This window comes from Methanomassiliicoccales archaeon, from assembly GCA_026394375.1.
GTDB lineage: Archaea > Thermoplasmatota > Thermoplasmata > Methanomassiliicoccales > UBA472 > JAJRAL01.
This window is the reverse complement of record JAPKYJ010000022.1, coordinates 24,661-38,850: the sequence shown is the minus strand read 5'-3', so window position 1 is coordinate 38,850 and position 14,190 is coordinate 24,661. Positions and strand designations below refer to the sequence as shown.

General features: G+C 59.5%; 16 protein-coding genes. 12 read left to right on the top strand and 4 right to left on the bottom strand.

Features of this window, described 5'->3' with window-relative positions:
* Nucleotides 1-15 precede the first annotated feature (15 nt).
* The 12 genes from NT137_05825 (at nt 16) to NT137_05770 (ending at nt 10,699) form a co-directional block, all read left to right on the top strand.
* Complete coding sequence (locus tag NT137_05825; GenBank protein MCX6652857.1) at nt 16-792, top strand: metallophosphoesterase; 777 nt, start codon at nt 16-18, stop codon at nt 790-792.
* The gene (locus NT137_05820; protein MCX6652856.1) at nt 761-1,750 is read left to right on the top strand and encodes an endonuclease V; all 990 of its coding nucleotides are present in this window, start codon (nt 761-763) and stop codon (nt 1,748-1,750) included. The genes NT137_05825 and NT137_05820 overlap by 32 nt, the downstream gene beginning before the upstream one ends.
* A complete protein-coding gene (locus tag NT137_05815; GenBank protein MCX6652855.1) occupies nt 1,751-2,656 on the top strand; it encodes a 2-dehydropantoate 2-reductase in 906 nt (301 codons plus the stop codon).
* An 84-nt stretch (nt 2,657-2,740) separates the two neighbouring features.
* Nucleotides 2,741-3,382: an orotate phosphoribosyltransferase-like protein gene (locus NT137_05810; GenBank protein ID MCX6652854.1), complete on the top strand. Its 642-nt coding sequence runs from the start codon at nt 2,741-2,743 to the stop codon at nt 3,380-3,382.
* 10 nt (nt 3,383-3,392) lie between these two features.
* Nucleotides 3,393-3,836: a DUF5788 family protein gene (locus NT137_05805; GenBank protein MCX6652853.1), complete on the top strand. Its 444-nt coding sequence runs from the start codon at nt 3,393-3,395 to the stop codon at nt 3,834-3,836.
* Between the two features lie 131 nt (nt 3,837-3,967).
* Nucleotides 3,968-4,390: an Lrp/AsnC family transcriptional regulator gene (locus NT137_05800; protein MCX6652852.1), complete on the top strand. Its 423-nt coding sequence runs from the start codon at nt 3,968-3,970 to the stop codon at nt 4,388-4,390.
* A 1-nt stretch (nt 4,391) separates the two neighbouring features.
* Entirely contained in the window at nt 4,392-5,270 is an 879-nt protein-coding gene (dapA, locus tag NT137_05795; GenBank protein ID MCX6652851.1) for a 4-hydroxy-tetrahydrodipicolinate synthase, read from the top strand.
* Nucleotides 5,271-5,311: 41 nt separating this feature from the next.
* Nucleotides 5,312-6,091, top strand: coding sequence for a 4-hydroxy-tetrahydrodipicolinate reductase (dapB, locus tag NT137_05790; GenBank protein ID MCX6652850.1), 780 nt, complete (start codon nt 5,312-5,314; stop codon nt 6,089-6,091).
* Nucleotides 6,088-7,443 carry an aspartate kinase gene (locus tag NT137_05785; GenBank protein MCX6652849.1) on the top strand — a complete coding sequence of 452 codons (1,356 nt, stop codon included), beginning with the start codon at nt 6,088-6,090 and terminating at the stop codon, nt 7,441-7,443. Before dapB ends, NT137_05785 begins: the two co-directional genes overlap by 4 nt.
* 1 nt (nt 7,444) lies before the next feature.
* The gene (gene lysA, locus NT137_05780; protein ID MCX6652848.1) at nt 7,445-8,704 is read left to right on the top strand and encodes a diaminopimelate decarboxylase; all 1,260 of its coding nucleotides are present in this window, start codon (nt 7,445-7,447) and stop codon (nt 8,702-8,704) included.
* Nucleotides 8,701-9,531: a diaminopimelate epimerase gene (gene dapF / locus NT137_05775; GenBank protein ID MCX6652847.1), complete on the top strand. Its 831-nt coding sequence runs from the start codon at nt 8,701-8,703 to the stop codon at nt 9,529-9,531. Before lysA ends, dapF begins: the two co-directional genes overlap by 4 nt.
* Before the next feature lie 4 nt (nt 9,532-9,535).
* Nucleotides 9,536-10,699: an aminotransferase class I/II-fold pyridoxal phosphate-dependent enzyme gene (locus NT137_05770; protein ID MCX6652846.1), complete on the top strand. Its 1,164-nt coding sequence runs from the start codon at nt 9,536-9,538 to the stop codon at nt 10,697-10,699.
* Nucleotides 10,700-10,702: 3 nt separating this feature from the next.
* On the opposite strand, the gene pgk is transcribed toward NT137_05770, so the two are convergent.
* The 4 genes from pgk to NT137_05750 all read right to left on the bottom strand — a co-directional run bounded on the left by pgk (nt 10,703) and on the right by NT137_05750 (nt 14,171).
* On the bottom strand, nt 10,703-11,941 hold the full coding sequence (gene pgk / locus NT137_05765; protein MCX6652845.1) for a phosphoglycerate kinase: 1,239 nt from the start codon (nt 11,939-11,941) through the stop codon (nt 10,703-10,705).
* Between the two features lie 129 nt (nt 11,942-12,070).
* Nucleotides 12,071-13,090: a type II glyceraldehyde-3-phosphate dehydrogenase gene (locus NT137_05760; GenBank protein ID MCX6652844.1), complete on the bottom strand. Its 1,020-nt coding sequence runs from the start codon at nt 13,088-13,090 to the stop codon at nt 12,071-12,073.
* Nucleotides 13,091-13,220: 130 nt separating this feature from the next.
* Nucleotides 13,221-13,472, bottom strand: a complete 252-nt coding sequence (locus NT137_05755) for a DUF5654 family protein (GenBank protein ID MCX6652843.1) — start codon at nt 13,470-13,472, stop codon at nt 13,221-13,223.
* A gap of 114 nt (nt 13,473-13,586) precedes the next feature.
* A complete protein-coding gene (locus NT137_05750; protein MCX6652842.1) occupies nt 13,587-14,171 on the bottom strand; it encodes a GyrI-like domain-containing protein in 585 nt (194 codons plus the stop codon).
* Nucleotides 14,172-14,190 lie beyond the last annotated feature (19 nt).

The following is a 14,190-nucleotide window of genomic DNA, read 5'->3' as shown; positions in this document are numbered from 1 at the left end:
ACCGAAGGGGTTTTGATGTCCCGGACACTTAGACGCTCGATGAAGATCGCCGCCCTCGGGGACGTCCACTGGAAAGAGGGCATGAGCGTGCTCCGGGAGGGGAGGGGGCTCCTGGCGGAGTGCGAGCTGGTGCTCCTGGCAGGAGATATCACAGATAGCGACAATCTCGAAGGCTATGACGAGGTAATCGGGGCATTAAAGGAGATGAGCGACGCCGACATCATCGCGGTGTTCGGGAATGAGGAGTATGAGCCTTCCCATCCCGTGTACAGGAGCCGGTTCAATGTACGATTCCTCGAGGATGAGAGACTCGATCTGGAGGTGGAGGGCATCAAGCTACGCATGGTCGGTAGCACTGGCTCCGTGGACCGCCCCACGTGGTGGCAGCGCAACAACATCCCGGATATCTGGAAGCGCTACAAAGATCGGATGGGGAAGATCGAAGGGCTGCTGGAAAGAGGGGATGCGGACGTTCTACTCCTTCTGACGCACTACGCTCCAACCTATGCCACCTTGGATGGGGAGAAGAAGAGCACCTTTCCCGAAATGGGATCGCTGCAAATGGAGAAGGTCATCCTGGAGAAGAGACCGGACCTGGCGATCCATGCCCACGCTCACCGGGGAAAGGAGAGAGCGGTCCTCGCCCGCCAACAGCGCTCGCTTGAGGATTTCACCCTCGCAGGGGCTGAAGTGGTCGTTCACAATGTTTCACTGCCCGCCAAAGGCAAGGTGACATTCTTCGACATCAGGAAGGATGAGAATGGTATCAACATACGAGAGTTGCGGGGATGAAGTGGACCTGACCGCCGCCATATACGAGGCGACGTGCCAGATACCCGAAGGCATGGTTTCGACCTATGGGGGCATCGCTCGGGCGTTGGGGGACGTGCGAGCGGCCAGGGCCGTGGGCACGGTGCTGGCGAACAACCCCAGGCCGATAGTGGTGCCTTGTCACCGGGTGATATTCTCCGACGGCCGGGTCGGCTGGTATGGGGGTAGTGGCAAGGGCAATCAAAGGAAGGTCGACCTATTGCTCGCTGAAGGCCTCAGGATCGATGAAGGCCTTGTGCAAGACCTGAGCTCGGTGATGTTCAAGGATTTTCGCCTTACCCCCATGCTCAAGGACCTGAGCCAGAGACAATCTAGGATGCGGGAGCTTGTGATCGAGAAGGATGACTTCGGTTCCCTTGACAGAGTGGCCGGCCTGGACGTGGCCTACTCCGGCTACATGGGCTTCGCGGCCATGGTGGTGATGGACGCGGAGAGTGAGGAGGTGCTGGAGCAGAAGGTGATGAGCTGCCAGACCAAGTTCCCTTACATACCCGGATACCTCGGTTTCCGCGAGACCCCATTGATTGCGCGTCTGGTCAAGGAGAAGCGGGACATAGTCTACCTGGTGGACGGACATGGAACTCTGCACCCCCGAGGCTTCGGGGTGGCATGCCAGATCGGAGTGGAACTGGGCATTCCCACCATTGGTGCAGCGAAGAGCCTGCTGGAAGGCAGTGTCGTGCACGGTCGCCCGGGGAAATGGGACGCTGTGGAGATGGAGGGAAAGGTACGAGGATACGCCCTGGGAAAAGGAGAGAAGAAGACCACTTTCGTCTCCGTGGGGCATAGGGTCTCACTTCCAACGTCAGCGGAGATCTGCCAGAGGTACATGCGTCATTCGGTCCCCGAACCGCTGCGCCTGGCGCATCTCCTCGCCACGTCCGAGAGAAAGAAGCGTCAAGGGAACGCGAGGGACTGAATGCGCATCGCGGTCTTCGGGGCTGGCGCCCTGGGAAGCGTCGTCGGAGGTTTGCTTTCCCGACGGAACGAGGTCACCCTGATAGGCCGCAGCGCCCACGTGCAAGCCATCGAACACAACGGACTGGTAGTGGGCGGCATGGTGGAGGCGGTGTTCGTGCCGCAGGCGGTGAGCGAGGTGTGCCAAGTACGTGAGGCGGACGTCGTCATCGTCACCGTCAAGGCCTACGACACGCTGGAAGCTCTAGAGGCGGTCCGCCCTCTCCTGGACAAAGGAGTGGTCCTGGTCCTTCTGCAGAACGGGCTGAGGCAGTTGACCGTCATGTCCGAAGGACACATTGGTTCGGTCATAGGCATCACTTCCATTGGAGCGACCTATGTATCCCCTGGAAAAGTGGTCTACACAGGCATCGGGGACACTTACTTCGGTTCTCTCTCCGGAGCGACCCAAGAGGCTGAGCGCATCGCGGAGGCGTTCACCTCGGTCGGCCTGGATTCGGAGGTCTCCTCGGACATCAGGAGAGAGGTCTGGGCGAAGGCCGTGATCAACGCCTCCATCAATCCCATCACCGCGATCGTCCGCTGCCGCAACGGCGGCGTTCTGAAGAATGACGGACTGCTGGCCTTGAGCGAGTTGCTTTGTGACGAAGGCGTTTCGGTAGCAAGGGCCCAAGGGATAGAGCTCTCGAAGGAGCAGACCTTCGAGAAGGTGATGGAGGTGCTGCGCCGCACGGCCGAGAACCGCTCCAGCATGCTGCAGGACATAGAGAGGGGCAAGCGGACCGAAGTGGACGATATCAACGGCGAGATCGTCCGCCTGGGAAAGGAGAAGGGAATCGATGCCCGTGCCAACCTTGCCCTCACGCTCTTGATCGAAGGCCTATCCGTCCAGAGTGGAAAGAGATGAAGCTCGAGCTTGTCCTCAGATTGGCTGGCTGGTGTCGAGCAAAGGTTAATTACTCTCACGCCTTCTTTCGAATGGTGTGGTAAGATGGTCGACGTGAAGGAGCTGGCAAAGAAGGCCCTGGAATACCAGGAGAAGGGGCTGAACGAGCGCGAGATCGGCGATGAATTGCACCTCTCCGTTGACACGGTCAGATACCTGCTTGAGGAGGGCATGGAGAGCACCCTTCCGCCCACAGACGTCAAGATAGGCTGGAGGACCCTAGGCATCTATGGCAATCGCATCTCCATGATGAGCGACATCTTGGCGGACATCATAATGGAAGAGACGGAGAAGCGCGATCTTGACGTGGACGTGGTGATGGGCATCGCCGTGAACGGGGTTAGCTTCGCCACCTACATATCCGATATCCTGGGCATCGAACTGGCGATCTACAAACCGCCGGTGGAGCGGGGCAAGAAGGGAGGTTCCATCAGCGGCAACTATGCTAGCGTGGAGGGTAAGAGCGTGGTCATCATCGATGACGTCATGTCCACTGGTGCCACTGCCCAAGAGGCCATCAAGGACGTGAAGACCGCCGGCGGGAAACCGGTGCTCATGGTGGTCATCGTCAACAAGAGCAGCCAGAACGAAGTGGACGGCGTGCCCCTCCGGGGAGTGATCCGGGCCCGGTCCATGGGAGGGACCATACTGGGTGGGGGACCACTGCGCTCCTTCCCCTACAAGTGATGCGCCTTCCATGAATGATGTCTTCGACTCGGACCCTGGCCCCCTCACGGAAGAGGACCGACGCAAGATCCTCGGCCGCATCCATTCCCTGCTCTACTGGTTAGGCAAGTTCATCCCAGAGGAGGAGCTGCTGGAGCGAGAACGCGTCCAGCTGCGAGATGTCATCTTCAACTACGTCACCAAGCAGAAGCCGACGGAAGAGGAGGTGCAGGGAGCCCTCTTCCTCGCCGACGCCTTGGAGGGAAGGGCCAAGCAACTGGAATCTGAACTGAGCGAGGGAGACTTGACCAAAGGGCAAGCGCACATTCTCCTGGACGAGATCTGCGGACTGCTTCGAGCCGTGGACGAGATACGCCATGCTCAGGATGCCAGCGCTCAAATCAAGGCGAAGGCGCTCATGAGCCGGGTGACCGACGAGAAACGATGGCTCAGCTTCGTACGCTCGGTCTCTTGACCGAAACGACGTCCGATTGTGCGAATGCCTCGTCTTGACCTTATTTTTCGGAATCATTAAATAAGATTCTTCCGTTAACATTAGAAACAATACGAAAAATCGCAAATCGGACATTTCGAGAAGGTGTGCACATGATCGATCACTTGGATGAAAGAATCATCGAGATACTGAAGAAGGACTCCAGGAAGCCGTTCGTGGAGATCGCCGAAGAGCTGAAGGTCTCTGAGGGCACCATCCGCAGCCGGGTCCGCAAGCTGTTCGAAGAGGGCGTCATCCAGAGCTTCACCATCAAGACCAGCAGCAAGAACGTCAAGGCGATCATCGAGGTGAAGATCGACGTCAACGTCAACACCGCTGAGGTCGCCGCCAACATTGCGAAGTTCGATGGCGTCTCGGAGGTGTTCGAGGTCACTGGAGAGGAGGACATCGTGGCGATAATCGACGTCACCTCGTCCCCCCAACTGAACGAGATCATCGAACGCATCCGCCGCTTCGACAAAGTGCTCTCCACTCGCACCCGCCTCATCCTCAAGGAGCATTTCGGAGGGGATTGAGATGATCCGAGGATGCGCCACCGCCCTCGTCACCCCTTTCACGGAGAAGGGCGAGCTGGATGAGGAAGGGCTGCGAACTCTAGTGGGATTCCAGGAGGCACAGGGCGTGGACTACATCGTGCCCTGTGGGACCACGGGGGAATCGGCCACGCTCACACACGCTGAGCATTTGAAGGTCATCAAGATCGTCATGGACCAGGTGAAGAGGGCCAAGGTCATCGCAGGGGCAGGAAGCAACGCCACGCACGAGGCGATACTATTGAGCAAGGGAGCGAAGGACATGGGGGTGCACGCCATCCTCTCCATCTCTCCCTATTACAACAAACCGACCCAGAAGGGTATCTTCCGACACTACGAAGCAATAGCCAAGGCAGTGGACGCATCCATCATCATCTACAATGTCCCGGGACGGACGGGCTCGAACATCAACCCCTCGACCGTGCTCAAGCTGGCGGAGGTGCCTAACATCGTCGGCATCAAGGAGGCCAGCGGGAACCTGGCGCAGATAATGGCCATCCTTGGCTCAGCGCCTAAAGGATTCTCGGTCGTTTCGGGGGACGACGCCCTCACCTATCCCTTGCTGGCGCTCGGGGCCAATGGAGTGATCTCCGTGGCCTCGAACGTCATACCCAATGAGGTGAGCCGAATGGTGCATTTGGCCCTAGAGGGAAGGTGGGAGGAGGCGCGCAAAATCCACTACCGGCTCCTGCCACTGTTCAACAACCTGTTCATCGAGACCAACCCCATTCCGGTGAAGACCGCCCTCAGGCTCATGGGCAAGCCTGCCGGTTCGTTCCGGCTGCCGCTTTGCGATATGGAGCCAGCCAACCTGGAGGTCCTGAAGAAGACCCTTCTGGACCTGGGCGTCATCGATAAGTGAGGCTCATCGATCCACTGGATTCTTAGAAGGAGGGAAACACCGTGATCAAGGTAGTAGTGGGAGGAGCCACCGGCCGACTGGGCACGATGATCTGCGAGCTGGTGAGACAGCAGGAGGACATGCAGCTGGTGGCCGGTATAGTATCGGACACTGGAGGGCACGCCGGAAAGGAGATAGCACCAGGCGTGCGAACCTACGGAGCGGAAGGGCTGGAGAAGGTGCTGGAGAAGGCGGATGTCTACGTGGACGCCACCTCGGCCACAGCGGCGGAGAGGAATATCCTCCGCGTCCCGCCGTTGGGCGTCAATTGCGTGGTCGGTACCACGGGATTGTCGGAGGAGCTGCTGAAGCGCTTCGAGGCCTCGGTGGCCGAAGGCAACGTCTCCGCGGTCGTCTCCCCCAACTTCTCGGTCGGCGTGAACGTCTTCTGGAAGATATGCGGCGTGCTGGCAGCCGTCCTGGAGAACTATGATGTGGAGATCCTAGAGACCCATCACGACAAGAAGAAGGACGCACCTTCGGGCACGGCCATGAAAGCGGCCCAGATCGTATCCGAGATTACGGGCATAGAGAATATCGTCTACGGCAGGCAGGGCAACGTCGGCGCCCGAGGAAGGGAGATAGGGGTGCACGCCATCCGCGCCGGGGACGTGGTGGGCGAGCACACGATCATCTTCGCCGGCAACAAGGAGAGGATAGAGCTTACGCACCGGGCGCACTCTCGCGAGGCCTTCGCGGAAGGTGCTTTGACGGCCATACGCTGGGTCTCTGCCCGACGGGACGGCAAGGTGCATACCATGGCAGAGGTGCTCGGTCTTTGATCAAGGTCATGAAGTTCGGCGGGACCAGTGTGGGCAGCGAGAAGGCTCTGACCAGCCTCGCATCCATCATCGAGAAGGACCGGGCCAAGAAAGCGGTGGTGGTCTCGGCCATGTCCGGGGTCACCAACTCCCTCATCGCTTGGACGAAGGATCCTCGGCCAGCGGACGGCTTCCTGGATGAATTGCTAAGAAAGCATACCTCGGCCGTCGGACCGATGATGCCCGAAGAGACACTGGACGACCTGGAAACGAAGCTGCGCATCCTGCTTTCGGGCTTGAGGCAGCTCATGGAACGCTGCTCCGATCTGGCCAATCGAGCGAGCGTGCAGGATGCCATCTCCAGCTGGGGCGAGAGGCTCTCTTCGCTCATGGTCGCGTCCTTGCTTCGAGCCAGAGGGGTGGAGACCGTGGCCATGACATCCGAGGAGGCGGGCATCGTCTCCCTGGGTCAATTCGGCAGCGGCACCGCGGACCTGGAGGCCACGGCCCGCAATTTCAGACTGAACGTGCTGCCTCTCATCGAAGCGCGCAAGATCCCTATCATCACTGGCTACTATGGATGCGACCCCCAGGGTCGACCGGTCACTTTCGGTCGGGGAGGGAGCGATTACTCGGGCGCGGTGGTGGCCTATGCCTGCAACGCCTCGGTCCTGGAGATCTGGACCGATGTGAACGGCTTCATGACCGCCGACCCGCGCATCGTTCCCGGGGCGAAGAGCATCGCGGAGATGGACTACGAGGAAGCGGCAGAGCTGGCATACTTCGGTGCCAAGGTGCTGCATCCCCGCACCATCGAGCCAGCCAGAAGGAAGAAAATCGCCGTCCTGGTTAAGAACACCTTCAATCCTGAGCACCGGGGCACGCGCATCCACGAAAGGAGCAAGAGCTCGGGCCGAATGCTGAAGAGCGTGGCTGTGAAGCCCGATCTGAGCATCGTCAAGGTGTACTCCTCGGAGATCGCCTACAGCCCGGGCCTGGTCACCGAGCTCCTCGATTCGGTCAATCAGGCAGGCATGACCATGTACGCCATATCCACCTCGCTCTCCACCCTGGCCATGGCGGTGCCAGCTCACGATGTCAAGAACATCTGCGAACGATTGAAATCGCTCAAGAACGGAGAGATCGAGAAGGTGAAGGTGAAGTCCGAGGTAGCTCTGGTCTGCGCCGTGGGCGATGACATGCTCAACGTGAAAGGCGTGGCCGCCAAGGTGTTCAAGGCGGCGGCGGATGTGGACGCGAACATCGAGATGATCTCGGAAGGGGCTTCGGACGTCGCGCTCAACTTCGTCGTCCCCGGGGACAAGGCAGAGGACGTGGTCCGGAAGCTGCATGAACGATTCATAGGTGCATGATATGCGCAAGTTCGAGAACGATAACGGGTTCATGAAGATAGGCGGGGTGCGCGCCACGGAGATTGCGGAGCGCTACGGGACGCCAGTCTATGTCACGGACGAGAACGCGGTGCGCGAGAACTATCGCCGCATCAGGGACGCCTTCAAGCCCCACATGCCGGTGCGGGTGCTCTTCGCCTGCAAGGCCAATGCGTCGCTGGCAATATTGCGGATCTTGCAGCAGGAGGGCAGCCACATCGATGCGGTGTCCGTGGGAGAAGTGGACATCTGCCTGAGGGCGGGGTTCGCTCCCCATAGGATACTGTATACGGGAGTGAACGTCTCCACCAAGGAACTCTACCAGGTCGCCTCCCGGGGAGTGCCGATCAACATCGACTCGCTCTCCGAGCTGCGACGGCTGGCAGAGATGACCACCGACATTCCGATCTCCTTCAGGGTGAACCCGGGCGTGGGAGCGGGACACCATGCTCACGTGGTCACCGGAGCCAAGACGACGAAATTCGGCATTCCCCGAGAGCAGATCGTGCACGCATACGATGAGGCGCTGGAACTAGGCTTCGTCCCCTTCGGGCTGCATGCGCACATCGGGGCCGGAGTGCAGGACGTGGGACCTTTCTCCCTGGTCACCGAGGTTCTGGTAACCATCATGAACGAGATCCAGGATCAGTTATCCATCAAGCTGAAAGTGCTGGATATTGGCGGAGGAATTGGCATCCCCTATCGCCCAGAGGACAAGCAGATGGACGTGGACCTCTTCGCCAAGGAGGTCTGCGATCGCATCAAAGGCAAGTGCTCAGCGGAGACCGTGGCCATCGAGCCCGGCCGTTACATAATCGCCGACACCACCATACTTCTGACCAGCGTGGTGGACGTCAAGGAGACCTCGGAGAAGAAGTTCGCAGGCGTGGATGCGGGCTTCAACACCTTGATCAGGCCGGCGTTCTACGGCTCCTATCACCACGTAGCCGTGGCCAATAAGTTCGAGCGGCAGGGGGAGCAGATCTATGACATAGTGGGGCCGATCTGCGAATCTGGAGATTTCATCGCCAAGGACCGCATGCTGCCCCGGCTGGAGGAGGGGGACGTATTGGCCGCCTACGATGCGGGAGCTTATGGATTCACCATGTCCTCCACCTACAACATGCGCCCGCGTTGCCGCCAGGTCTTAGTGAAAGAGGGTTCGATGCTCCTCATACGCGAGGCAGAGAGCCTGGACGACCTTCTGCGGCATGAGCGCATCCCGGCGAGGCTGATGATTTGATCTTCTGGAAATATCACGGCCTGGGAAATGATTTCCTGGTGGTGGAGGACTTCGATGGCAAAGCGCCCAAGGATGCCGACTTCGTCAAGAGGACCTGCGAGCGACGCTTCGGCGTGGGCGCGGACGGCATCCTCTACGTCGGAAAGGGGGAAGGGATCGATGCGACCATGCGCGTCCTCAACTCCGACGGCTCCGAGGCGGAGATGTGCGGGAACGGCATCAGGTGCGTAGCCAAGCACCTCCACGACTTCGGCTTCGTGAAGAAGAGAAAGATGACCATAGGCACATTGGCCGGGGAGATGGAAGTGGACTGCTTCCTCGCCGACGGACGAGTCAAGGAAGTGGCGGTGAACATGGGCGCGCCTTCGCTGGAATGCGACCGCATCCCCATGAGCTGCATGGGCCGGTTCGTGGACAAGGAGATCGAGGTCGATGACAAGCATATCAAAGGCACGGCGGTCTCCATGGGCAACCCTCACTTCGTCACCTTCGATAGGCTGAGGGAGGAGGACAAGGAGCGGCTGGGGCCGAGGATCGAACGGCATCCGCTGTTCCCCAAGCGCACCAACGTGGAGTTCGCCTCCGTCCATGGCAACAGGATCAAGGTCCGGGTATTCGAGCGGGGAGCGGGCTGGACCACGGCCTGCGGCACTGGTGCCTGCGCGGTGGCGGTGGCGGCGGTGGTGGGCCAGAAGGTGCCCCCAGGCAGAGAGGTTGAGATCGTCCTGCCCGGTGGAAGCCTGTGGATTAAAGTAGCCGAGAATTTATCCTCGGTAACGATGCGCGGTCCGGCCGCGCGCGTATTCAAAGGAGAACTAGAGGAGTGAGCCCATGCCGTTCGCCTACGCAACCCGCGTGAACAAGATCCCGCCTTACCTGTTCGCTGAGATAGAGGAGAAGATCCGCATCAAGAAGTCCCTGGGAGTGGACGTCATCGATTTCGGCATCGGTGACCCGGACATCCCGACGCCCCAGCCGATCGTGGATGAGATCAAACGCCAAGTGCAGGACCCGGAGAACCATAACTATCCATCTTCCGCTGGAGAGCTAGAGACTCGACAGGCGGTGGCCGAGTTTTACAGGAAGCGATTCGGGGTGGACCTCGATCCCCAGGGAGAGGTGTGCATCCTGCTGGGCAGCAAGGAGGGTCTGGCGAACATCGCCCGTGCGTACGTCAATCCGGGCGAGAAGGTGCTCTGCCCCGACCCAGCCTATCCTGTCTACGCTCAAGGAGCGGCCACGCTCTGCGATGCCGTGCCCGTGCGCATTCCCCTCCTGCCCAATCGCAACTATTGGTTCGAGGACAGCCCGGGCGTTCTGGATAGAACGGCCAAAATGCTCTACATGAACTACCCCAACAACCCGACCGGCGCGGTGGCGACCAAGGACTATCTGCGTGGGCTCTATCTCTGGTGCGTGGAGACGGAGACCATCATGGTCTACGACAACGCCTATTCGGAGCTGACCTTCGATGACTATGTCGCCCCAAGCATGCTGGAGATCGGCAAGGAGGGAGCGATCGAGTTCGGATCCCTGTCCAAGACGTTCAACATGACCGGGTACCGCATCGGCTACGCCGTGGGAGATGCGAGCCTCATCGCTGGCCTGAAGAAGGTCAAGACCCAGGTCGACTCCGGAGTGTCGAAGTTCGTGCAGAAGGCGGGTGTCTTCGCCCTCCAGCAGTACAAGAGCGCGGAGAAGCCGCAGATGGTCAAGGACAATATCCACGTGTTCAAGGAGCGCCGTGATGTGCTGGTCAAGGGTCTGAGGGAGATGGGCTACAAGGTCGATCCGCCCAAGGGAACGTTCTACCTCTGGTTCCAGGTGGGCGGCAGCTCGCTCAAGTTCTCCGACAAGATGCTCGACCATGCGGGAGTGGCCGTCACCCCGGGCGTAGGCTTCGGCCACCAGGGTGAGGGCTACGTTCGCATGGCCATCACTCAATCCAAGAGCAGGATCGAAGAGGCGCTGGAGCGCATGGCCAAGGTCAAGTAAGCATCAGTGCTTTGAAGGGCACTTGCGGTTGTAAGCCGCCTTAAGCGCCTCGACCACCGGCAAAGGCTTGCCGAGCAGGTAGGTCTCGAGCGCCCCGCCCCCTGTGCTGACGTAGGAGAGCTTGTCCAGCAGGCCGAACTTCTCCGCGCAGGCCGCGGTGTGCCCTCCCCCTATGACCGAGTAGACCTTGGGATGCACCGCCGCCTCCATCAACGCCTTCGTTCCGGCGGCGAAGGGTTCTTTCTCGAACATGCCTGCGGGCCCGCTCATGAACACTGTGCCCGCTCTTCTGATCACCCTTCCGAACTTGTCCATCGATCCCTGGCCAATGTCCAAGATAGGGTAGTTGACCGGCAGGTCCCCCACCAGCAGATCTCGCCTTCGACATTCCACCTCTACGGCAACGTCGAAAGGCAACAGTATCTTCGCCCCTCTCTCCAAGAGCAGCTTCTTCGCTGCCTCAAGTTCCTCGGGCGTCATCTCCTTGTCCAGTAGCTTCTCGCTCGGCTCGCCCAGCTTCACGCCCCTGGCCTTGAGGAAGGCGTTTCCCGTGACGCCCACGAGGATCACCCAATCCGCGACCTTCTTGCTGATGATGCGGTCCACCACCTTCACCGAGTCGGCGAACTTGGCTCCGCCCAGAACGAACACCGATGGCCGGGCAGGATTGTCGAAGACGGTCTTTAAGGCTCGAAGCTCCCGTTCCATGAGCCTTCCCGCCGCAGAGGGAAGCAGGGCCTGGAAGCCCACCAGGGAGCATTGCGAGCGGTGCGAGGCGCCGAATGCATCGTTGACATAGAGGTCGAAGAGCGGAGCGAGGGATGTGACCAGTTCCATCTTGGCGTGCTCCTCCATGCTCTTCCTGTCTTGCTCGTATGGCAGATCGCGCACGTTCTTGAGCACGAGCGCTTCTCCCGGAGCCAGGGAGCGGATGGCCGTCATGGCCGCCGGTCCGAAGATGTCGTCCACATACCGTACCGGCTTGCTGATCATGGCGCTGAGAGCCTTGGCATGCTTGTCAAGCGGAATGAAGTCCCAATCCCCGGGCCGTCCCTGATGAGCTAGGATAGCTACCTTCGCCCCTTTCGAAAGCATCTCGTTCAGTGTCGGAAGTATCTGGCGGATGCGATTATCATCCTCGATCTCCAGGGTCTTCTGGTTCAGAGGACAGTTGATGTCCACCCGTAGCAGCACGCTCTTCTTCCGGAAATCGAAATCGTCGAGAGTGTTGAAATCGGCCATGCTCGTCCCCCTTGATCAGGATAACGGACCGCTCCGCTCCCCTGACAGAATGAGATTCGCCTGGGGATAGATTACCTTTCGGATTCTACGCCAGGATGCGCTGATTCGTACCGCAGACGAAGCTGGGCGTCACTTGACGATGCCGAGCGCCTTGTCCGTCTTGCGGATCGAGCGCAAGGGATCCGTCTCCACCTTCATCATGGCCCGAATGCAATCCACGATCTCCGGCACGATGTCGCTCTCCTGGTGGATCGCCTGGTAGTAATAGAGGGTATGGCCTTCCACCTTGACCCCGTCCTCCCAGACGATGATCTCCATGAAATCCCCCCGAGGCCGGCCGAGGTCCCTGGCCAGCTCCATGATCTGCGCCGAGGACTTGATTCCGTGCTTGCCGCTCACGAAGCGGATGCGGGGCACGTTGTCCCAGACCGAGAGCACCTCCTTCTCCGTGGCCTTCTTCTTCAGATCGCAGGTGATGCAATGCACGTGCATCATGGTGGTCGGGGTGACCACGGCCATGGTCCGTATGGGCAGCCAGGGCATGATGGTCTGGACGTCCGGACCGTGGTGAGTTGGTAGCTTGAGCGATGGCTCGATGGCGTTGAGGGCGAAACCTTTCTTGTCTCCGGGGTCCGCTCCTCTCCTGACCAGGGCCGCGAAGACCTTCTCTAGGCCGAAGACCCGGTCCAAGGGATAGAGGGTCCTCACCAGGCCAGTGGTGTTGCAGGAGACCACTCGGACGAAGTCCGCCCCCCAGGCTTCCTGGTAGTTGGCGAATGCGTTGAACGAAATGCCCGCCAGACCATGGTCCTCCCCGCCCTGGAAGATGGCCTTGACGTTAGCCTTCTCGTATATGGGCTTGTACCCTTTGCCCACTCCTCCGGGCGTCGCGTCCACGATGATATCACACTTGGGCAGCAGGTCTGCCAGTGTCCCCGCCAATTTGATCTCTTCCTTCTCGAAGTCCGCCACGTTCTCAGGTGCCGCAGCATAGAGAGGCAGGCCTTCTTTGATTGCCAACCTCGCCTCGTAGGACGGCTTGGTCTTGGTGACCCCCACGACCTCCATATCGTCCTGCCGCTGGATGGCGAAAGCAGCCCTCTTCCCAATCGTGCCGTAGCCGTTGATCCCGACCTTGACCTTGGTCATCGCATCCCCTGCAATTGCAGGGATATGGGTAGCCGGATATCTCCCTTGCGGTCTCACTCGGGAAAGGCTCGAAAAAGATGTGAGATTGGGGTAGGAAATAGGAAAAAGGGGTTTGGCGTGTGGAGAGAAATCACTTCTCTCCGCCCACAGCGGCCTTCATCTTAGCCAAGGCCCTTCCAATCAGGACGGTTGCCGCTATGGCGATGATGGTCACGATGATAGCGTAGATGAACAACCCTATGCCGGGATCGGCCTTGAACACCGAGGTAATTGCAGTCCTAATGGCCTCGTTCCAGGCCAGTGCGGCGATCAGACCGAAAGCTGCGGTCATCAACGCGGCTATCGTCTCCAACACCTGAATGCGGAATGCTTTGTCTGCCATGCCTTTCCTCCGGAGTGCCTTCCAAGTGATTTTACTGACCTATTGCTGGTCGTCATATTTCAATAATCCGTTTTCCATCTGTCATGGAGAATGACTGGCTGGCTGCGTTTGGTCCTAGACGAAAGGCTGTCTTATGACAGTCTTGAGCTTCTCTGGCGCCACCCGCCGAGGATCGCTCATGTAGATCTCATGATGCTTGCCCTTCGGCCTGCCGTCCTGCCCTTGGATGAAACCGTGCACTCTCTGGATGGTCGCGTGCTCCTCCGCCCACGGACCAATATACAGTATCTGCGCGCACCGACCTTCGTCCAATCCCTCTAGCTTCAGCCGCGCGAGGAGAGGATTGTCCTTCTTCTTCTCGGCCGCTGCCCTTGCCCCCTTCACCATCTCTGGCTTGATGAAAGGCGGCATGACGATCATGGCGGTCCATTTCCAGCCTTCCTTCTTTCCAGTATCCAAACATTCTTGCTCGTTGTTCCACCACAGCCCCTCCAGAGGACCGACCTTGAAATCCTTTGCCGCGTCGGTCTTCTTCAGCGTGAACTTGAGAGTGTATGCCACGTTGTAGAGGGCCTCGATCGCTCCCCGATAGTCCTTGGATGTGTTCGGGTCGCCCTCGCCGTGCACCATGAGATACTGCAGTGGCGGCACATCCACCTCCACCACTTTGTTGGACGGTGGAAAGTAGAGGGGTTTCATTTCACTCTTCCAGTCCCAG

Excerpts from the sequence above, each read along its gene's own strand:
- NT137_05825 (MCX6652857.1), top strand. The coding sequence starts at position 16 with ATGTCCCGGACACTTAGACGCTCGATGAAGATCGCCGCCCTCGGGGAC.
- NT137_05820 (MCX6652856.1), top strand. The coding sequence starts at position 761 with ATGGTATCAACATACGAGAGTTGCGGGGATGAAGTGGACCTGACCGCC.
- NT137_05815 (MCX6652855.1), top strand. The coding sequence starts at position 1,751 with ATGCGCATCGCGGTCTTCGGGGCTGGCGCCCTGGGAAGCGTCGTCGGA.
- NT137_05810 (MCX6652854.1), top strand. The coding sequence starts at position 2,741 with ATGGTCGACGTGAAGGAGCTGGCAAAGAAGGCCCTGGAATACCAGGAG.
- NT137_05805 (MCX6652853.1), top strand. The coding sequence starts at position 3,393 with ATGAATGATGTCTTCGACTCGGACCCTGGCCCCCTCACGGAAGAGGAC.
- NT137_05800 (MCX6652852.1), top strand. The coding sequence starts at position 3,968 with ATGATCGATCACTTGGATGAAAGAATCATCGAGATACTGAAGAAGGAC.
- dapA (MCX6652851.1), top strand. The coding sequence starts at position 4,392 with ATGATCCGAGGATGCGCCACCGCCCTCGTCACCCCTTTCACGGAGAAG.
- lysA (MCX6652848.1), top strand. The coding sequence starts at position 7,445 with ATGCGCAAGTTCGAGAACGATAACGGGTTCATGAAGATAGGCGGGGTG.
- NT137_05770 (MCX6652846.1), top strand. The coding sequence starts at position 9,536 with ATGCCGTTCGCCTACGCAACCCGCGTGAACAAGATCCCGCCTTACCTG.
- pgk (MCX6652845.1), bottom strand. The coding sequence starts at position 11,941 with ATGGCCGATTTCAACACTCTCGACGATTTCGATTTCCGGAAGAAGAGC.
- NT137_05760 (MCX6652844.1), bottom strand. The coding sequence starts at position 13,090 with ATGACCAAGGTCAAGGTCGGGATCAACGGCTACGGCACGATTGGGAAG.
- NT137_05755 (MCX6652843.1), bottom strand. The coding sequence starts at position 13,472 with ATGGCAGACAAAGCATTCCGCATTCAGGTGTTGGAGACGATAGCCGCG.
- NT137_05750 (MCX6652842.1), bottom strand. The coding sequence starts at position 14,171 with ATGAAACCCCTCTACTTTCCACCGTCCAACAAAGTGGTGGAGGTGGAT.